This is a genomic window from Bacillus sp. NPDC094064 (genome assembly GCF_050279585.1).
Lineage (GTDB): Bacteria > Bacillota > Bacilli > Bacillales > Bacillaceae_G > Bacillus_A.
Map to the genome: position 1 here is coordinate 126,578 of NZ_JBNNUI010000009.1, position 18,478 is coordinate 145,055.

26 protein-coding genes are annotated in these 18,478 nt (G+C 36.3%); 20 read left to right on the forward strand and 6 right to left on the reverse strand.

What is annotated here, in order from left to right; genetic code table 11:
• Nucleotides 1-104: 104 nt before the first annotated feature.
• Nucleotides 105-941, forward strand: a complete 837-nt coding sequence (locus ACQKNI_RS20090) for a lipoate--protein ligase family protein (protein ID WP_088230951.1) — start codon at nucleotides 105-107, stop codon at nucleotides 939-941.
• A 27-nt stretch (nucleotides 942-968) separates the two neighbouring features.
• Here the strand turns inward: ACQKNI_RS20090 and ACQKNI_RS20095 are convergent, their stop codons facing one another.
• The gene (locus ACQKNI_RS20095) at nucleotides 969-1,820 is read right to left on the reverse strand and encodes a hypothetical protein (RefSeq protein ID WP_088230952.1); all 852 of its coding nucleotides are present in this window, start codon (nucleotides 1,818-1,820) and stop codon (nucleotides 969-971) included.
• Between the two features lie 271 nt (nucleotides 1,821-2,091).
• Between ACQKNI_RS20095 and splB the strand changes: the two genes are divergently transcribed.
• Nucleotides 2,092-3,117, forward strand: a complete 1,026-nt coding sequence (gene splB / locus ACQKNI_RS20100; RefSeq protein WP_088230953.1) for a spore photoproduct lyase — start codon at nucleotides 2,092-2,094, stop codon at nucleotides 3,115-3,117.
• 144 nt (nucleotides 3,118-3,261) lie between these two features.
• The gene (gene mntR, locus ACQKNI_RS20105) at nucleotides 3,262-3,690 is read left to right on the forward strand and encodes a transcriptional regulator MntR (protein WP_088230954.1); all 429 of its coding nucleotides are present in this window, start codon (nucleotides 3,262-3,264) and stop codon (nucleotides 3,688-3,690) included.
• A 53-nt stretch (nucleotides 3,691-3,743) separates the two neighbouring features.
• On the opposite strand, the gene ACQKNI_RS20110 is transcribed toward mntR, so the two are convergent.
• Nucleotides 3,744-4,145, reverse strand: coding sequence for an SA1362 family protein (locus ACQKNI_RS20110; protein WP_088230955.1), 402 nt, complete (start codon nucleotides 4,143-4,145; stop codon nucleotides 3,744-3,746).
• 79 nt (nucleotides 4,146-4,224) lie between these two features.
• Nucleotides 4,225-5,145, reverse strand: coding sequence for a DUF1385 domain-containing protein (locus tag ACQKNI_RS20115; protein WP_088230956.1), 921 nt, complete (start codon nucleotides 5,143-5,145; stop codon nucleotides 4,225-4,227).
• A gap of 244 nt (nucleotides 5,146-5,389) precedes the next feature.
• On the opposite strand from ACQKNI_RS20115, the gene ACQKNI_RS20120 reads away from it, so the two are divergent.
• The 4 genes from ACQKNI_RS20120 to efp are packed head-to-tail and all read left to right on the forward strand — an operon-like array spanning nucleotide 5,390 to nucleotide 8,016.
• On the forward strand, nucleotides 5,390-5,878 hold the full coding sequence (locus tag ACQKNI_RS20120) for a YqhR family membrane protein (RefSeq protein WP_140417374.1): 489 nt from the start codon (nucleotides 5,390-5,392) through the stop codon (nucleotides 5,876-5,878).
• A 52-nt stretch (nucleotides 5,879-5,930) separates the two neighbouring features.
• Entirely contained in the window at nucleotides 5,931-6,371 is a 441-nt protein-coding gene (gene aroQ, locus ACQKNI_RS20125; RefSeq protein WP_016086312.1) for a type II 3-dehydroquinate dehydratase, read from the forward strand.
• A gap of 4 nt (nucleotides 6,372-6,375) precedes the next feature.
• Nucleotides 6,376-7,437, forward strand: a complete 1,062-nt coding sequence (pepQ, locus tag ACQKNI_RS20130; protein ID WP_088230958.1) for a Xaa-Pro dipeptidase — start codon at nucleotides 6,376-6,378, stop codon at nucleotides 7,435-7,437.
• A 21-nt stretch (nucleotides 7,438-7,458) separates the two neighbouring features.
• Nucleotides 7,459-8,016, forward strand: coding sequence for an elongation factor P (gene efp, locus ACQKNI_RS20135; RefSeq protein ID WP_000626515.1), 558 nt, complete (start codon nucleotides 7,459-7,461; stop codon nucleotides 8,014-8,016).
• A 36-nt stretch (nucleotides 8,017-8,052) separates the two neighbouring features.
• On the opposite strand, the gene ACQKNI_RS20140 is transcribed toward efp, so the two are convergent.
• Together ACQKNI_RS20140 and ACQKNI_RS20145 are read right to left on the reverse strand one after the other, a co-directional pair.
• A complete protein-coding gene (locus ACQKNI_RS20140) occupies nucleotides 8,053-8,373 on the reverse strand; it encodes a hypothetical protein (protein ID WP_088230959.1) in 321 nt (106 codons plus the stop codon).
• Entirely contained in the window at nucleotides 8,354-8,932 is a 579-nt protein-coding gene (locus tag ACQKNI_RS20145; RefSeq protein ID WP_088230960.1) for a GNAT family N-acetyltransferase, read from the reverse strand. The genes ACQKNI_RS20140 and ACQKNI_RS20145 overlap by 20 nt, the downstream gene beginning before the upstream one ends.
• A 189-nt stretch (nucleotides 8,933-9,121) precedes the next feature.
• On the opposite strand from ACQKNI_RS20145, the gene ACQKNI_RS20150 reads away from it, so the two are divergent.
• The 9 genes from ACQKNI_RS20150 to ACQKNI_RS20190 are packed head-to-tail and all read left to right on the forward strand — an operon-like array spanning nucleotide 9,122 to nucleotide 14,659.
• The gene (locus ACQKNI_RS20150; RefSeq protein ID WP_000816054.1) at nucleotides 9,122-9,403 is read left to right on the forward strand and encodes a YqhV family protein; all 282 of its coding nucleotides are present in this window, start codon (nucleotides 9,122-9,124) and stop codon (nucleotides 9,401-9,403) included.
• A 28-nt stretch (nucleotides 9,404-9,431) separates the two neighbouring features.
• Nucleotides 9,432-10,358 (forward strand): stage III sporulation protein AA, encoded by a 927-nt coding sequence (spoIIIAA, locus tag ACQKNI_RS20155; RefSeq protein WP_088230961.1) that lies wholly within the window; start codon nucleotides 9,432-9,434, stop codon nucleotides 10,356-10,358.
• The gene (spoIIIAB, locus tag ACQKNI_RS20160) at nucleotides 10,352-10,867 is read left to right on the forward strand and encodes a stage III sporulation protein SpoIIIAB (RefSeq protein ID WP_088230962.1); all 516 of its coding nucleotides are present in this window, start codon (nucleotides 10,352-10,354) and stop codon (nucleotides 10,865-10,867) included. The genes spoIIIAA and spoIIIAB overlap by 7 nt, the downstream gene beginning before the upstream one ends.
• Nucleotides 10,868-10,881: 14 nt before the next feature.
• Complete coding sequence (gene spoIIIAC, locus ACQKNI_RS20165) at nucleotides 10,882-11,085, forward strand: stage III sporulation protein AC (protein WP_000020914.1); 204 nt, start codon at nucleotides 10,882-10,884, stop codon at nucleotides 11,083-11,085.
• Between the two features lie 23 nt (nucleotides 11,086-11,108).
• Nucleotides 11,109-11,492 (forward strand): stage III sporulation protein AD, encoded by a 384-nt coding sequence (gene spoIIIAD / locus ACQKNI_RS20170; RefSeq protein ID WP_088230963.1) that lies wholly within the window; start codon nucleotides 11,109-11,111, stop codon nucleotides 11,490-11,492.
• 10 nt (nucleotides 11,493-11,502) lie between these two features.
• Entirely contained in the window at nucleotides 11,503-12,675 is a 1,173-nt protein-coding gene (gene spoIIIAE / locus ACQKNI_RS20175) for a stage III sporulation protein AE (protein WP_088230964.1), read from the forward strand.
• 12 nt (nucleotides 12,676-12,687) lie between these two features.
• Nucleotides 12,688-13,320: a stage III sporulation protein AF gene (gene spoIIIAF, locus ACQKNI_RS20180; protein WP_088230965.1), complete on the forward strand. Its 633-nt coding sequence runs from the start codon at nucleotides 12,688-12,690 to the stop codon at nucleotides 13,318-13,320.
• Nucleotides 13,310-13,972 (forward strand): stage III sporulation protein AG, encoded by a 663-nt coding sequence (gene spoIIIAG, locus ACQKNI_RS20185; RefSeq protein ID WP_088230966.1) that lies wholly within the window; start codon nucleotides 13,310-13,312, stop codon nucleotides 13,970-13,972. The genes spoIIIAF and spoIIIAG overlap by 11 nt, the downstream gene beginning before the upstream one ends.
• Nucleotides 13,973-13,987: 15 nt before the next feature.
• Complete coding sequence (locus ACQKNI_RS20190) at nucleotides 13,988-14,659, forward strand: SpoIIIAH-like family protein (protein ID WP_088230967.1); 672 nt, start codon at nucleotides 13,988-13,990, stop codon at nucleotides 14,657-14,659.
• Between the two features lie 123 nt (nucleotides 14,660-14,782).
• Here ACQKNI_RS20190 and ACQKNI_RS20195 read toward each other — a convergent pair whose 3' ends face one another.
• Nucleotides 14,783-14,977, reverse strand: coding sequence for a DNA recombination protein RecO (locus tag ACQKNI_RS20195; RefSeq protein WP_088230968.1), 195 nt, complete (start codon nucleotides 14,975-14,977; stop codon nucleotides 14,783-14,785).
• Between the two features lie 468 nt (nucleotides 14,978-15,445).
• Here ACQKNI_RS20195 and accB point away from each other — a divergent pair, with 468 nt between their 5' ends.
• From accB to nusB, 4 genes are all read left to right on the forward strand, one after another.
• Complete coding sequence (gene accB / locus ACQKNI_RS20200) at nucleotides 15,446-15,934, forward strand: acetyl-CoA carboxylase biotin carboxyl carrier protein (protein ID WP_088230969.1); 489 nt, start codon at nucleotides 15,446-15,448, stop codon at nucleotides 15,932-15,934.
• Between the two features lie 16 nt (nucleotides 15,935-15,950).
• Entirely contained in the window at nucleotides 15,951-17,303 is a 1,353-nt protein-coding gene (accC, locus tag ACQKNI_RS20205; RefSeq protein WP_000592883.1) for an acetyl-CoA carboxylase biotin carboxylase subunit, read from the forward strand.
• A gap of 22 nt (nucleotides 17,304-17,325) precedes the next feature.
• The gene (locus ACQKNI_RS20210; RefSeq protein WP_000807630.1) at nucleotides 17,326-17,718 is read left to right on the forward strand and encodes an Asp23/Gls24 family envelope stress response protein; all 393 of its coding nucleotides are present in this window, start codon (nucleotides 17,326-17,328) and stop codon (nucleotides 17,716-17,718) included.
• 347 nt (nucleotides 17,719-18,065) lie between these two features.
• A complete protein-coding gene (gene nusB, locus ACQKNI_RS20215; protein ID WP_000830247.1) occupies nucleotides 18,066-18,458 on the forward strand; it encodes a N utilization substance protein NusB in 393 nt (130 codons plus the stop codon).
• The last annotated feature ends 20 nt before the right edge of the window (nucleotides 18,459-18,478 follow it).

The window sequence follows — 18,478 nt, forward strand, 5'->3', positions numbered from 1 at the left end:
CAGATTCATTTGTATATACGAAGAAATTTCGTATTCTTTCACAAATTTTGTCGAATTTGGTAGACTAGAGAATGTGAAAAATAATTGGTTATATGAGGTGCAGGATGGGAAAAGAAAAATGGTGTTATATTAACTCTGGTCAATGTTCACCGGCATTTAATATGGCGTTAGATGAATGCTTATTAAATTGGCAAAGTGAAAAGAAAATGCAACCAACAATTCGTTTTTATGAATGGGAAGTACCAACATTAACAGTCGGGTATTTCCAGCGTGTTGAAAAAGATATTAATATGGATATAGTGAATGAAAAGAAATATGGATTCGTTCGTCGTCAAACAGGCGGTAGGGGTGTACTACATGATAAAGAATTAACGTACAGTGTTATTGTGTCTGAAGATCATCCGAATATGCCTAAAACAGTTACAGAAGCGTATCGTGTTATTTCGCAAGGTTTATTAGATGGTTTTAAAGCGCTAGGATTAGAAGCGTATTACGCAGTTCCGAAAACAGAAGAAGATCGTGAAAATTTAAAAAATCCACGTTCAGGCGTATGCTTTGATGCGCCATCTTGGTATGAAATTGTAGTAGAAGGAAGAAAAATCGCAGGTAGTGCGCAAACACGTCAAAAAGGTGTTATTTTACAACACGGATCAATTCCGTTAGAAATAGACTTAGACGAATTATACGATCTATTTTTATTCCCGAACGAACGTGTGAAAGAACGTATGAAGAGTATGTTCTCTTCAAAGGCGGTAGCAATTAATGAATTGACAGACCGTACATTTACGATCGAACAATTAATTAAAGCGTTTGAGGTTGGATTTGAAAAAGGATTAGATATAGAGCTTGTTCCGTATGAATTAACAGAAGAACAGTTACATGAAGTTCAAACGTTAGCGAAAGAAAAGTATGAAAGTGATGAATGGAATTATAAAAAATAAGAGGTGGCGATTGCCACCTCTTATTTTTTATAGTAAATTAAGTACTTTTTCTACTTTGATTCCTTTATCTTGTAAAGAACGAAGGCGATTTACAACGTCCATAATTTCTTTGTCGAATGTAACGCTAATACCTTGGCTTTGTAGTTCTTCTTTTAAGCTTTCAATAGAATCATCTATGTCGATGCCAAGCTCGTAATCTTGACAAACTTCAATTGTCTTTTTCACGAGTTTTACATAATTTTCTTGTAGTTTTGAATTTGTTTCAGTTAAAGCAGGTTGCTTCGGTTTTGCAGGAGCGACCGGTGCTGTTTCTTGCTTTGTAACTGAAGTTGGTACTGCTTTTTTCACAGGTGCTGGAGTAGATAGTTCTACAGCCGCTTCTACACTTACTGGCTTCGGTGTAGCTACTGGAGTAGGCTTAGGTGTAGGTGCTGTAGCAGCAGGTGTTTCCACACGCGTAACAGGCTTTGGAGCAGGTGTAACTGCTTTTGGAGCTTCTACAACTACTTCTTTTTTCGGAGTAGCTTCTACAACTGTTTCTTCTTGCTCAGCAGCCTCTTTATTTTCTTTACTCCACATAACACGTTCTATTTCTAGAGAAACATTATTTTTGTTCATCGCTGTTAATGTAACTTTACCAACTTCAGCGTTTCCAGTGAAATCAACAATTTTATAAATAACACTCTTGTTCCAATCCACGTTTCCGCTCAAAAATAATTCTTCGTTACATTTCGGCGTTAAGCCCTCGATTTTAATTTCTGCGTTTACACCGTTTTCACTATATACCATAATTAGCGAAGCATTTACATCTTCGTCTGCTAACATTAGTTCACGTACCATTTTGCCGGTGCGTACTTGCGTTTTCTTCTTAACTGACATCTAATTTCTCCTCTCAAAAACTCAGTAATAATAAAAAAATCGTATAACGAAAAATAATTGCTCACGAAGATTTATGATACCGATAATAAAAGCATCACGTCAACAATTAACTTTAATTATTTTGCATTTTTCTTATTTTCTTTATGAAATTTTTCAATTTGTAAAATTAGACAGAAGAAAAACAGCCTTTTGAAAGGCTGTTAAAACGTGGAAAACTTTAGTGAGTGTTAATTTTTTAACGCTCCTCATACTAAAGAGAGGAGGGAAGCGTATGAAACCATTTATGCCAAAACTCGTTTACTTTGAACCGAAGGCACTTGAATACCCACTTGGAAAAGAGCTATATGAGAAGTTTACGAAGATGGGATTAGAAATTCGTGAAACAACATCCCATAATCAAATTAGAAATTTACCAGGTGAAAATGATCTGCAAAAGTATCGAAATGCAAAAGCAACGCTTGTCGTTGGGGTGAGGAAGACATTAAAGTTTGATACGTCAAAACCGTCAGCTGAATATGCAATTCCGCTTGCAACAGGATGCATGGGACATTGTCATTATTGTTATTTGCAAACGACACTTGGGAGTAAACCTTATGTTCGCGTGTATGTTAATCTTGATGAAATATTTGAGAAGGCAAAGCAATATATGGATGAAAGGGCACCTGAAATAACAAGGTTTGAAGCTGCTTGTACATCAGATATCGTTGGGATTGATCATTTAACACATGCATTAAAGCGGGCGATCGAATTCATTGGAGAAAGTGAGTATGGGCGTTTACGTTTCGTTACGAAATATTCGCACGTTGATCATTTGTTAGATGCAAAACATAATGGGAAAACTCGTTTCAGGTTTAGTATTAATTCACGGTATGTGATTAAAAATTTTGAGCCAGGGACATCACCGTTTGAAGAAAGAATTGAAGCTGCTCGTAAAGTAGCAGGCGCGGGTTATCCACTTGGCTTTATAGTTGCGCCACTTTATATGCATGAAGGATGGGAAGAAGGATATCGTGAACTATTTGAGCGGCTGTACAATGCACTAAAAGATTTGTCGATACCGGATTTAACATTTGAATTAATTCAACATCGCTTTACAAAACCAGCAAAAAAGGTCATCCAAGAGCGTTATCCAAATACGAAGCTTGAAATGGATGAAGAGAAGCGCAAATATAAATGGGGACGATATGGCATTGGGAAATACGTATATAAAAAAAATGATGCAGAAGTATTGGAAGAAACAATTAGAGGATATATTCATCAATTTTTTCCTAACGCAGAAATTCAATATTTTACATGAAAGGAACTTGTATTTGAAAGCAGGTTCTTTTCTCTTTTGCAGATTTAGGCTCGTTTTCACCTTGTCACGTTATTCTTTCTGGTGTATCATTTTATTGATTGCTTCGTACGGAATAAGCAAAATGAAATTGGATGGAGGAAACCGATGCCTACCCCTAGTATGGAAGATTATATTGAACAAATTTATTTGTTGATTGATGAAAAGGGTTATGCCCGCGTATCTGATATTGCTGAAGCGCTTAGTGTACATCCATCCTCTGTAACAAAAATGGTGCAAAAATTAGACAAAGATGAATATCTAATTTATGAAAAATATAGAGGGCTTGTATTAACATCAAAAGGTAAAAAAATCGGAGAACGTCTCGTATATCGTCATGACTTGCTCGAGCAATTTATGCGTATTATCGGTGTGGATGAAAGCAAGATTTACAATGATGTAGAAGGAATTGAACATCATTTAAGTTGGGAAGCCATTGACCGCATTGGTGATTTAGTACAATACTTTGAACAAGATGAAGTCCGCGTAGACACACTTCGTGGTGTTCAAAAAGCAAATGAAGAGAAAAGTAATTAAGGGGAACATATGGCGTTTCCTTTTTTTATTTCAATTGAAAAAGACCGTGTTTCCTAAAAGGAAGCACGGTCTTTCTTTTTGTTTTTCTTACCTTCAATGACAGTTAAATGAGATTGTTTTCTTTTTCGTTTCAAAGTGGAAGAATTTCCTTTTTTGCCCTTGTCATTAGAAGCATTGGACTTAAAGAAAGAATTGCTTAGGGGTGCTACATTTTGTTTCCCGTGTTTGCGGTTCGATTGTTTGGCAGCGCGCTTATATGAGCTTTGCGAATTTGCAGAACCACTAGAATTTGTAAACATCTTGTATAGCAAATAAAAGATACCGACAACAAGTAACATGTACCCGATATTTCTCAATACACCCATTGGGTTTGTAATTACAGATGAAACAAGGCCGAATATTGCTAATCCGATAATAAGCACAAATATAGCGAATGTAAACGAACGACCGTTCATAAGGAACACCTCCTAAAAACATATATTAAAATTAGTATATTAACGATGAGGAAAGGAGTTGAACACCATTTTTAAATAATTATTGTTTGTTTTCTAAACGTAATAATTCTTCAAACGATGCAATGGCTACTTCCACTTGATCATCTGTTGGTTCTTTCGTTGTTAATAGTTGCAGCCATAATCCTGGATAGCCAAGTACGCGTAATATGGGAACATCTCGTAATCGATTCGTAAATTGTAATACTTCGAACGAAATACCAAGTACGACTGGAATTAATAAAATTCGGTTTATAACTCGTGCCCAAAGTGGATCAGTAGGGACGAGGAAATAAACAAACATTCCAACGATGACTGTAAATATAATAAAGCTACTACCACAGCGATAATGAAGGCGAGTTTGTTTTTGAACATTTTCTACAGTCAGTGAAAGATTATTCTCATAAGCATTGATTACTTTATGCTCCGCACCATGGTACTGAAATACCCGCTTAATAAGTGGAGTTAAAGAAATAAAGTATATATAGCTCAATAATAACATGAGCTTAATGACACTTTCGACAATGATTTGCCCTGTATGAGATGGGAAAATCGGTCTTGTTAATTCAGCTAGTAGTGCAGGCACTGCTGTGAAAATTACTTTTCCGAAAATGAAAGATAAAACACCAACTGCTGCAACTCCTAATACCATCGTTAATTTTGATTGTTCTTCTTTTTTATTTGCAATTTGTTCGTCTTCTTCTGGGTGGACATCAAATCGTTCTGAAGCGAAATTTAAATGCTTCGCTCCATTCGCACTTGCATCCACAATAGCGGCAATCCCTCGTAAAAATGGAATTTTTTTAAGGATAGATAATACTTTATTACGAACGCGTGGTAATCGATAAAATTCAATCGATTTATCTTTACGACGAACCGCTGTAACAGTATATTCTCTACCGCCAAACATAACTCCTTCTATGACTGCTTGCCCGCCATATATTTGTTTTGACTCTTCTGCCATTTTAACACCAACCTGTATTTGTTTCTCTCTTATGTAGAAAAAGAGGCAATTGTCATACTGGGTTCTGTCATTTTGAAATAAGACAATCACCGAGTTTCCTTTATTTTATCGACAAATACAAGTAGATGACAAGGAAAAATGTTACGAGAGTCGGACATTTCTTATTCTTTTTATAGACAAATTTCGCAGTATTTAAACATGCTTCAAAATAGTTTCGGGCATACTATTGAGCGGAGGTGTCGATGTGAATCAAGAACAATTAGGAACAAGGAATTTTGTGCAAATTGGTTTATTTGGTGGAATCTTTTGGGGAGGGATATGGTATTTCCTTCATATTTTTTCGTTTACGGAAGCAGGACCGAATTATTTCCTTTTACCATTTGCGCTTGGTGGTTGGAAGGAAGGGGCATGGGGGAATGTGTCAGGAATTGTTTGTATGGGACTTCTTTCAATTTTAATTGCCTTTTTGTATAAGATATGTTTTGCAAAGTTTGAAGGAATTCTTCCAGGGATGATTTATGGTCTATTTTGGTGGGCATTACTATTTTTCGGAATGGGATTACTAGCACCTGCTATTAAAAGTGCGCTCAATTTACCGAAAGAAACGATTGTGACGACGATGTGCATTTTTATATTGTATGGTGTGTTTATTGCATACTCTGTTTCGTACGCAGTAAATAGCAATAAAGCCGAACAAGAAGGGGAAGAGAAGACGAACTATTCAAATAAGTAACTCCTATGTTAAAATGTTGTATAGATATTTAATATTAAGGAGTTTTAAGGATATGAAAAAGGTACTCCTCGTAAACGGTCCTAACCTAAATCGCCTCGGTGTTCGTGAGGTAAATGTATATGGTAAGGGCACGCTAGCGACACTTGAAGCAGATATGAAGCAAGAAGCAGAAACAATGGGAGTGGAGTTAGAATGTTTCCAATCAAATCATGAAGGTGCGATTATCGATCGTATTCATGAGGCTGAAGATATATATGAAGGGATCATTTTAAATCCTGGAGCATTTACGCATTATAGCTATGCGATTCGGGATGCAATTGCGAGCGTTTCGATTCCTGTTATTGAAGTACATATTTCTAACATTCACCAGCGTGAGTCGTTCCGTCATGAATCTGTGACGGCAGCTGTTTGTGCGGGACAAATTGTTGGATTTGGGTTTTATGGCTATAAGTTAGCGTTATTTGCATTAATGGAGAAATTGAGGGAGGCATAAAGTAATGGAGAAAATTGAAAGATTACGAAGTGCATTTGATGAGGTCGGTATTGACGGTATATTGTTAACAAATGAACATAGTCGTAGATATATGGCTAACTTCACAGGAACAGCTGGTGTTGTTCTTATTTCGAAAGAGCGTGCTCAATTTATTACAGATTTCCGTTACGTAGAGCAAGCTAGTAAGCAAGCGGTTGGATATGAAATCGTGCAGCATGCAGGTTTAATTCTTGATGAAGTTGCGAAACAAGTAAAAGACCTTGGAATTCAAAAGTTAGGATTTGAGCAAGATACTCTTACATATAGCTCTTACGTAACACATAATGAAGCGATTGAAGCTGAATTCATCCCAACTTCTGGCCTTGTAGAAAAGTTACGCTTGATAAAGACTGATTCAGAGATTAAGATATTAAAGGAAGCTGCACAGATTGCAGATGCTGCCTTTGAACATATTCTATCATTCATTCGCCCGGGAGTATCTGAAATTGAAGTGTCAAATGAACTTGAATTTTTCATGAGAAAACAAGGAGCAACATCTTCTTCGTTTGATATTATCGTTGCTTCAGGTCTTCGTTCGGCATTACCGCACGGCGTGGCATCTGAAAAAGTGATAGAAACAGGAGATTTCGTTACATTAGACTTCGGCGCTTATTACAAAGGATATTGTTCTGATATTACTCGTACGATTGCAGTCGGTGAACCATCTGATAAATTGAAAGAAATTTATAATATCGTTTTAGAAGCACAACTACGTGGTGTGAACGGTATTAAAGCTGGTTTAACAGGCCGCGTGGCAGATGCGCTAACGCGTGATTACATAACGGAAAAAGGATACGGTGAATACTTCGGACACTCTACTGGTCATGGAATCGGTCTTGAAATCCATGAAGCACCAGGTTTAGCGTTCCGTTCTGATACAGTACTTGAACCAGGTATGGCTGTAACAGTAGAACCAGGTATTTATATTCCAGGTATTGGCGGCGTACGTATTGAAGATGATATTATTGTAACGAGTGAAGGTAATGAAGTGATTACGAAATCACCAAAAGAACTTATTATTTTGTAATACACAGGAGGATTTTTTTACATGATTTCAGTAAACGATTTTCGTACAGGTTTAACAATTTCAGTGGATAATGCCCTTTGGCAAGTACTTGATTTCCAACACGTAAAGCCAGGTAAAGGTGCTGCTTTCGTTCGTTCGAAACTACGTAACATTCGCACAGGATCTGTTCAAGAGAAAACATTCCGTGCTGGTGAGAAAGTAGAAAAAGCACATATCGAAAACCGTCGTATGCAATACTTATACGCAAGCGGTGAGGCTCACGTATTTATGGATAACGGAACTTATGAGCAAATCGAACTTGGTGAAAACCAAATCGAGCGCGAGCTTAAATTCCTAAAAGAAAACATGGAAGTAGCAATTATGACTTACCAAGGCGAGGTACTTGGTGTTGAACTTCCAAATACTGTTGAATTACAAGTGGCAGAAACAGAGCCAGGTATTAAAGGTGATACGGCTTCTAACGTAACAAAACCAGCTAAATTAGAAACTGGTCTTGTTGTACAAGTACCAATCTTTATTAACGAAGGCGAAATGCTTATCATCAACACTGGTGAAGGTAAATACGTTTCTCGTGCATAGTAAAAAAGCACTCGTGATTATCACGAGTGCTTTTTTTTATAAGAAATAGGGCAGATAATAAATCGCGGTGACAACAAAACTAATTAAAACAAGTGAAAGAGTACCCGATATATATGGTGTGAAAACGAATTGAAATGGTTTTATTTCACCAGTCTCAACGCCAGTTAATGTTTTATTTATTGCGTGATCCATGTTGTTATTTCTATAGTTACTCATAATAATTAACCATGTAATTGCAAATATTGCTAAGCTACCAAGGAAAAAGGTATCCATAAATGACCAACCGACTAGTATTGAAAAAAGATAAATAAGAGCTAATTCTACTACAATCGTTAAACTAATTTTTAATATCTTCATATTTTTCCTCCTCACTTTGTAATTGCAACCAATTTAAAAAATTCTCGCGTGATACGACATGTAGTGCGCAAGGTGATTTTACTTCTTTCTCTAGTGCAGTGTGTTCTTCTGGAAACTTGTTCTCCACATACAATGACATATAAGGTAATTTCTCTTGTGCTTTTAAAGAACGAATGTTAGTCGTTTTAGCACCAGCGAATACGTATGTAAGTTGTAAGTCTAAAAAAGCGATTGTAAGGATTTCTTTTTTAGCAGCCTCGTTATAGCCTTTTCCCCAGTAAGGATGGCCAAGCCAACTGCCAATGTGAGATTTCTTTTTCTCATAATTAATATGCTTAAGCGTGGTGAGACCAATTATTTCATTTTTTTCATTTAGGATCACTCTAGATAGGGAGTGGTTTTTTCGTTCCTCTTCTAGTGTAAATAAAATAAATGCTTTTGTATCTTCGAGTTTTTCTACTTTTATTCCTAGCGCGTTTTTTACATGTGGATTACTTGATAGTTTGAAAAGCACATCTGCATATTGTAAATCGAGTGGTAATAAAGTAACTTGCTGCATCGTCTATCCTCCTTTCCATTAAATATACCATAAAATCCCACATAATTAATAAGAATATTCAGAAATATGCAGGGTGGTATAGAAAATTATGTTTTTACTTCTGAAATAGACAACCCCTGCATATGGTTGTACAAATATATTCTTTTTTGGAATGTAGAATTCGTAACCGTTACGGGAGAAGGTGGGAGGATGAAACAGTGGCTAGCGGCAATGGAAACATCCGTGCTTGTAATGGGGTTACTTCGGTTGTTTTCAGGTAGCGCGGAAATATTCGCCGCTTTGCTTATGCTTTATGTGAATGATGCGAAGAAAGCATTGTTTATAAATGGTATGTTAGCGTTTGTTGGACCGACCGTATTAATTTTAACGATGACAATTGGGATAGCGAGTGTAGCAAGTGAGATTTCTTTCTTAAAACTCTTTTTTCTAGCACTTGGAATCGGCTGTATTTTTATCGCGTTGTTGAAATAAGTAAGCCAGGTATAGTGGGGAGAAGCATATGAAAGAAGTATTAGAGGTTTTACCGAGAACGATGAAACAGTTAGTGGAAGGGTGTAAGCAATATGATACTTTAGAGGAAATTCGAGTTCGAATTGGAAAACCGCTAGAGTGTATTGCACATGGAGATGTATTTTTTTATGACTACATCACTACAGCAGAAGATGCTATTTACTTATTGAATAAGTTAAGTCAATTCTCAATTTATACGATGGAAGAGGAATTGAAACGGGGATATGTGACGCTTCGAGGGGGACATAGAATTGGTCTAGCTGGAAAAGTCATTACAGAAAAAAGCGCAGTGAAAATGATTCGTGATGTCTCTTCATTTAATATTCGTATTGCTCGTCAAAAAATAGGAATAGCTGAGCCACTTTTACCGTATTTGTATGATACAAGATGGTTAAACACAATGGTAATTGGCCCGCCGCAAACGGGGAAAACGACACTGTTAAGAGATGTAGCACGCTGCATGAGTCAAGGGATAAGTGCTTTGGGAATTTCTTCTTGTAAAGTGGGGATTGTTGATGAGCGGTCAGAAATCGCTGGTTGTGTGAAAGGAATCCCTCAGTATGAATTTGGCACACGAGTAGATGTGCTAGATGCATGTCCAAAGGCTGAAGGCATGATGATGATGATTCGTTCTATGAGCCCTGATATTTTAATTGTTGATGAAATTGGCCGTAAAGAAGATAGTGAAGCAATTATGGAGGCGGTGCATGCAGGGGTTCAGCTTTTCATAAGTGCGCATGGATTTTCCTATGAAGATGTTGTGAAGAGGCCATCGTTACAGGCGGTGCTGGAACTTGGTGTATTTGATAGGTTTGTGGAATTGTCAAAAGCGAGAGGGCCAGGGACAGTTATGCAAGTGAAAGATAGAGATGGAAAACCAGTACTATCAAATAGAAAGGCTGGGGGCGTATGGTGAAAATAATTGGTGCAGTGTTAATAGTTGCAGTTAGCACCTTTTTCGGGTTTTCATACGCTAAGAGGTACAGTGAGAGACCGAGGCAACTTAGATTGTTAAAAGCGGCACTTCAATCACTAGAAGCAGAAATTATGTACGGGCACACACCTTTATCCGAAGCTGCTGAGCGATTAGTGAAACAAATGCCAAAGCCACTAAATTGGATATTTCAAAGTTTCGCAAAAAAATTAGAAAGCGGAGAACAAACAGTAAGAGAAGCTTGGATAGATAGTTTGAAAGAGAACTGGAAGTTAACAGCATTTCAACAAACTGAGTATGAAATACTGCAACAATTTGGTGAAACGCTCGGGCAACATGATCGTGACTCTCAACAAAAACATATTCGCTTATGTATTACACATTTGGAGAGAGAAGAAGGAGAAGCGAAAGCATTACAACTGCAATACGAAAAAATGATTAAGAGTTTAGGGGTACTAGCGGGGCTACTTATCGTAATTTTACTGCTATAGGAGGGAGAAAGGCGATGTCCATTGATGTTGGATTAATATTTCAAATCGCCGGAATCGGCATTGTTTTAGCGTTCATTCATACCGTACTAAAAGAATTAAAGCGTGAGGATATTGCAAATTGGGTTATCCTTGTCGGTTTTGTCGTTATTTTATTTCATGTTGCATTTTTAATTAATACGCTATTCGACAAGATTAAAAGTGTCTTTCTCTTCCAGTAAAGGAGGCGGTTCGAATCGAAATTATACAAATTGTCGGATTAGGCCTCGTTGCTACGTTTTTAGCAGCTATTTTAAATCAACATAAATCTAGCATTACATCGTTATTTATTGTGTTCGTAGGTAGTGTGATGTTTCTTATTTTAATCGATCAAATTCACTCTATTTTACAAATGATTGAGAGAGTGGCGAGTGAAGCGAAAGTTAGCAACGTATATGTAGAAACGTTATTAAAAATTATTGGGATTGCTTATATAGCTGAGTTTGGAGCGCAAATTACAAAAGATGCTGGTCAAGGTGCAATCGCTTCGAAAATTGAATTAGCTGGAAAAATCTTAATTCTCGTTATGGCAATTCCTATTTTGACGGTTGTAATTGAAACTATTCTCGGATTTTTACCGACGGGATAAGGGGGAGTGAATGTTGAGGAGGTTTGGAGCTAAGCTGCTATTTGCTTGCTTCCTTTTCTTTTCTTTACCGGTTGTTGTACAAGCTTCTCCTGTAGAAACAAACGTCGTCGATCAACAATTGGATAAGCTCGGAATTGAAGATGTGAAGCAATTTTGGGACGGGCTTGTTACAAAATATGGAGGGTATTTGCCAGAGAGTCAAAAAGGAAGCTTTATGGAGTTTGTAAAGGGAGAAAAAGAATTCTCTATAAAAGAGTGGATGATAGGTTTATTAAAATATTTATTTCACGAGCTTGTTGCAAATGGAAAACTACTTGGAACACTCATTATGCTCACAATTTTTAGTGCACTGTTGCAATCATTGCAATCTGCTTTTTCAAAGAGTAGCGTAAGTAAAATTGCTGATGCAGTTGTATATATGGTACTTATTATTTTCGCTTTAAATAGTTTTTATGTCGTCATGACATATGCAAGAGAAACGATACAAACAATGGTAGATTTCATACTAGCTCTATTACCAATTTTGCTTGCACTCATAGCAACCGGGGGCGGTGTTGTATCTGTATCGTTTTTTCATCCGATTATCATTTTCTTAATGAATACGAGTGGGCTTCTTATGAATTATATTGTTCTACCACTTTTATTACTTGCAACGATATTAAGTATTGTAAGTACGATGAGTGATCAATATAAAGTTACGAAATTGTCCAAGCTTCTGCAAAACGTTAGCGTGGGGATTATCGGTATCTTTTTAACGATTTTTTTAGGGGTATTATCTGTACAGGGAACAGCGACAGCTGTTGCTGATGGGATAGCAGTGAAAACTGCTAAATTTGTAACAGGTAACTTCATTCCGGTAGTCGGAAGGATGTTTACAGAGGCGGCGGATACTGTTATTAGTGCGTCGGGATTATTAAAAAACACAGTCGGAATTATGGGGCTTGTCATTCTATGCTTAATTGTCGCTTTTCCAGCGATTCAAATATTTTGTATCGCATTTATTTATAAATTCGCAGCAGCAGTACTGCAACCAGTAGGCGGAGGAGCAATTATTCAATGTTTAGATATCATTGGACGGAGCATCATTTACGTATTTGCTTGCTTAGCTATCGTATCATTTATGTTCTTTTTAAGTATCACAATTATTATTGCTGCGGGGAACATTACACTTATGATGCGGTAGGGGGTGGAGAGTATGCAATTTGTTACAGAGTGGATTAGAAATATTATCGTTTTTTTACTCTTAGCGACAATGCTTCATCTTATTCTTCCAAATTCGAACTTGCAAAAATACGTTAAATTCGTCGTAAGTCTATTATTGGTTGTATTAATTTTAACGCCTCTTTTTAAACTGTTGCAAACAGATGTAAATGAAGTAATCGCAAATTTTAATGAAGAGAAGTACGTAGCAGAAGGATCTGTAAAAAATTCAATAGATTCGAAGAAAAAAGAAATACAAGCTCTAACACGTGCATATAGTTTAGAAGAGATGGCTACCAAAATGAAAAAAGAAGTAGGAAAAGAATTTGAGAAAAAGTATGGTATGGCAGTCTCTGAAATACAAATAGTCGCAGCGGAAAGTACAGCGGAAGTAAAGTCAGCAAAAGATATTCAATCTGTTGTTGTGACATTGAAAGAAAAAGAACGTAGTAAAAACGATGCAATCGAAACAGTAAAGCCAATTGAAATTAATACGAAAGAACCTCCAAAAAAGGTAGAAGAAACAAATGTAGAAATGAAAGATTTCTTTTCAAGCAGGTGGCAACTAGAGAATAAACAAATCCAAGTTCAAATGGAAGGGAGGACAGGTAGAGTAAATGGACAATAAAGATAAAAATTCGAAGTTCTCATTTTTTCGAAACTTATTAAATGGGGACGAAAAAGAAAGCAGTGAGAAGGGAAAGAAGGTAACACCTAAGTTTTTACTTGTCCTACTTATACTTGGGATTTTGCTTATGTTTTCTAGTAGTTTCTTTTCAGGAAAAAAAGAAGAAGTACCTGTATTTAAAGAACAAAAAAATCAAAACCAAGAAAAGGACGTACCAACTTTCGGGCAAAAAAGTAATGATAGTATGTCAAATGTAGAAAAGTATGAAAAAGCGTACGAACAAGAATTAAAAGCAGCTTTAGAAGAAATTGCGGGGGTAAAAGATGTAACGATTAAAGTGAATTTAGACTCATCTGAAGAAAAAATACTAGAAAAAAATACAGTGAAACGCTCACAAACAACAGGTGAAACAGATAAAACAGGTGGGAAGAGGGAAGTAGAGGACGAGTCTCTTGATGAAAAGACCGTCATTATACGTGAAGGGGATAAAGAAACTCCCGTTGTTTTACGAACAGAGAAACCGAAAGTACGAGGTGTTCTTGTCGTAGCAAAAGGAGTGGATAATATACAAGTTAAAGCGATGGTAAAAGAAGCTGTCATACGGCTGCTAGATGTACCAGCTCATCGCGTTTCAGTATCACCGAAAAATTGATAGGGAGGAAATAAAGTGTTAAAAAAACAAACGGTTTGGCTATTAACGATGTTAAGTTTAGTGGTTGTACTATCTGTTTATTACGTAACAACTCCTGACAAAATGAATACAGCAGCACCAACAACTGGTGAAAAAATTGGACAAGAAAAGCAAGGTACTGACAAAGCGGTAACAAACGAAACACCAAGCAAGGAAACAACAAAAGAATCTTCAAATAAAGAAAATACAAGCAAGGAAACACCAAATAAAGAAACAAATAAAGAAACAAACAAAAAAGAGAGTGCTACAAAAGAAACAAGTAAAAAAGAAGCTAACGTAACAGTCCAATCAAGTGATGAAAATTTCACAGCGTTACGTATGCAAATGGAAGATCAGCGAAGTGAACAAAAAGCAAGATTACAAGAAGTGATGAATTCATCAAAATCTTCAGCAACAGAAAAGAGTAAAGCGAAAGATAATTTTGATGCAATCACTACAATGGAAACGAAACAAGAATTACTTGAGACAGTGATTAAGTCTCAAGGAGGATATAAAGATGCCCTTGTAAGAGCTGATGGAACAGACATTAGAGTAACTGTGAAAGCGGCAAAGCATTCACAAAAAGAAGCGAATAAAATTATACAGCTTGTAAGAAGTGAAGGCGGATCAAAAGATGTAGGTGTGAAATTTGATCCACCAGCCAAATAAATGAAATTTTAATCCGTGGGGGATTCCCCGCGGATTATTAGCGATTGTATGTAAATAGTAGGATGAAATACAGTTTTATGTACTTCAAAATAGTTAGATGAAAATAATAATAGAAAAAAGCTATCATTTTCGATAGCTTTTTTCTATATCATCTTTGTAGTTATTTTCACTATGTTCAACTCGAAACGGGGAAATACGCTGTGAGTAAAAGATTAACGGTTCATGGTAATGGTGATTACTTTTTCCAGATTTGACGTGGATGAAGAGAACAAATGCCCAGACTATTACGGCAGGCAAGAAGAAAATGAGCCATATCATATGTCCACCCCTCGATACAATATATTTTCTACACTTTGAACATACTATTTTTATATGAAGGAACGATGAACGGTGTGTAAACAAAAAAATAATATTTGGTAAAAATATGTTATTGACCATAGATGAGGTGAAGAGTAGAGAGGGAATTGTAGGTTTACTGTGTAGTATTTTGAAAAGTAAGGAATGTTTTTTAGGAAGTGGTCTTGCCAATTTTGTGTGAAACTTGGTATTATTACTAGGTAATAATTTTTTGGTGGAATAATATTTTTACAGGAATTTCGATTTATTACAAAGAAAAATAAATTGGAATGTTTAAAAAATTTATCGTAAGATAGGAATAGTAAATATTTCTATTAGTAAATGAAATAAATTTTCTAATAGAGTACATCGTATTTTTACAGTCAATCTAGTTTTAGTGATGGAAATCTGTAAAAACGGGACAAACAAGAGTATGGGAGTGGATTTTACATGTTTAAAATTCAAGAAGTTCGTGAATTAATTAAATTAATTGATAGCTCTAATATTGATGAATTCGAATACAAAAAAGATGGTACAACAATTAAAATGAAAAAGCGTGGTAATGAAGTTGTTGCGATGCAAGCACCTGTAGTAAAACAAGCTATGCAACCAGTAGCGCCTGTTGAAGTAGAAACAACAGTGGCAGCAGCGCAAGTAGAAGCACCAAAACAAGAAGAGAAGAAAGCCGTTCAAAATGAAAATCTACATAAAATTACATCACCAATGGTAGGTACATTTTATGCTTCATCTTCACCTGATACACCTGCATATGTAAGTGTTGGGGATAGAGTATCGAAAGATTCTATCGTATGTATCGTCGAGGCTATGAAATTATTTAACGAAATTGACGCAGATGTAGAAGGCGAAATTGTTGAAATTCTTGTTAATAACGGACAGCTTGTTGAGTATGGACAACCGCTATTTCTTGTAAAAGCGTAATAAGGGAGTCTTTGTGATGATAAAAAAAGTATTAATAGCCAATCGTGGGGAAATTGCTGTACGAATTATTCGTGCTTGTAAAGAAATGGATATTGAAACAGTCGCAATTTATTCAGAAGCAGATAAAGAGTCACTTCACGTACAAATTGCAGATGAGGCGTATTGTGTAGGACCAACAGTTTCAAAAGAAAGCTACTTAAATTTGACGAACATTATTAGCGTTGCGAAGTTAACGGGCTGCGATGCTATTCATCCGGGATACGGATTTTTAGCAGAGAATGCAGACTTTGCAGAGTTATGTCGTGAATGTAACTTGATTTTTATCGGCCCAAGTCCAGAAGCTATTTCAAAGATGGGCACAAAAGACGTTGCTCGTGATACAATGAAAGAAGCAGGGGTTCCGATTGTACCAGGTTCACAAGGGATTATTAAAAATACCGAAGAAGCGATTGAGCTTGCTAATCAAATTGGATATCCAGTTATTATTAAAGCGACTGCAGGTGGCGGCGGAAAAGGTATTCGTGTTGCGCGCCATGAAGAAGAGCTTGTAAAAGGAATTCAAATTACACAGCAAGAAGCTAGTACCGCTTTTGGGAACCCTGGTGTATACTTAGAAAAGTACGTTGAAGATTTCCGCCATGTTGAGATTCAAATAATGGCAGATACACACGGAAATGCCATTCATTTAGGAGAGCGTGATTGTACAATTCAGCGCCGTTTGCAAAAACTATTAGAAGAAAGTCCATCACCTGCACTTGATGAAAATATTCGCAAGCAGATGGGTGAAGCGGCAGTTAAAGCGGCGGTAGCGGTTGATTATACAGGTGCTGGTACGGTTGAGTTTATTTATGAATATAAAACGAAAAGCTTTTATTTCATGGAGATGAATACGAGAATTCAAGTTGAGCATCCGGTTACTGAAATGGTAACAGGGATGGACTTAATTAAAGAACAAATTCTTGTTGCTTCTGGAGAAAAGCTATCGTTACAGCAAGAAGAAGTACAATTTAATGGTTGGGCAATTGAATGTCGAATTAATGCGGAAAACCCTGCCAAAAAATTTATGCCATCTCCAGGTAAAGTAGAAATGTACTTACCACCAGGCGGATTTGGTATTCGCGTCGATTCAGCTGTATATCCGGGATATTCAATCCCACCTTTCTATGATTCGATGGTTGCTAAATTAATTGTTCACGGAAAAACACGTGAAGAGGCAATTGCAAAAATGAAGCGAGCGCTTAGTGAATTTGTCATTGAAGGCGTACATACAACAATCCCGTTCCATTTGCAATTGTTAGATCATCCTGATTTTGTAAAAGGTGAGTTTAATACGAAATTTTTGGAAGAGCATGAACTTGTGACGCAGTGATACATTAAAGGAGGTTTTTTTCATGGCTGAACATATGTTAGATATGGGTCAAGATACAACTCTTGGTAAAGTAGAAATTGCACCAGAAGTAATTGAAGTAATTGCTGGTATTGCAGCTGCTGAAGTAGAAGGTGTAGCGGCAATGCGCGGTAATTTTGCTACAGATGTTGTTGAGAAGTTAGGTAAGAAAAATCATGGTAAAGGTGTAAAGGTTGAATTAGCAAACGAAGATATTATCGTTGACCTTTATGTTGTAATGTATTTTGGCGTAGCAATTCCAGTTGTTGCACAAAAGATTCAAGACAACATTCGCCAAGCACTCTTTACAATGACAGGACTTGAGCCAAAAGAAGTGAATGTTCACATCGTTGGCGTAACATTCGAAACACAAAAAACAGAAATCGAACCAGTGTAAGAATGAAAAAGGTGCCTAGTAACATAGGCATCTTTTTTAACGTTTTATTTCTTCACAAATTACAACCCCCTAATTATTATACTATTTCAAAAAATGAGAAATAAAAAAGAAAATACTTCATTTTTCCAAAAAACGTACATTGTGATAAGATATGGAACTTGAAGTTAATCTTTTTATTATTTTTCAGCCTTGTAACCCGTGTGTGAAACGATAAATTGTGTTATTATCATTGTATTATAAGGTTGGAAAATCAATGAAAACTGTAAGAGTAAGTGAATTGACGGCTTATAAATTATAATAATATAACAAAGCATAAGGAAAGACTTGAAGCATAAAGGAGAGTTACAATGAAACGTAGGACGGCTAGAGAAAGAGCTATGCAAGCATTATATCAAATGGATATTACAGGTGAATTAGAACCGAAAGTAGCGGTGGAAAACACGCTAGATGAAGGTGAAGAAACAAATGAATTTCTAGAATCACTTGTTGTAGGTTTTGTAGAAAATAAAGAAGCAATTGATGAAGCAATTCGTCAAAATTTAAAAAAGTGGAAGCTTGAGCGTATTAGTATTGTTGATCGCAGTATTTTACGTGTAGCTGTGTATGAAATGAAATACATGGAAGAAATTCCACACAATGTAACAATTAACGAGGCAATTGAAATTGCTAAAACATTTGGGGATGAGGAATCTCGTCGTTTTATTAACGGCGTTTTATCTAATATAAAAGATACACTGTAATTTCTTTAAGGGGGAATCTT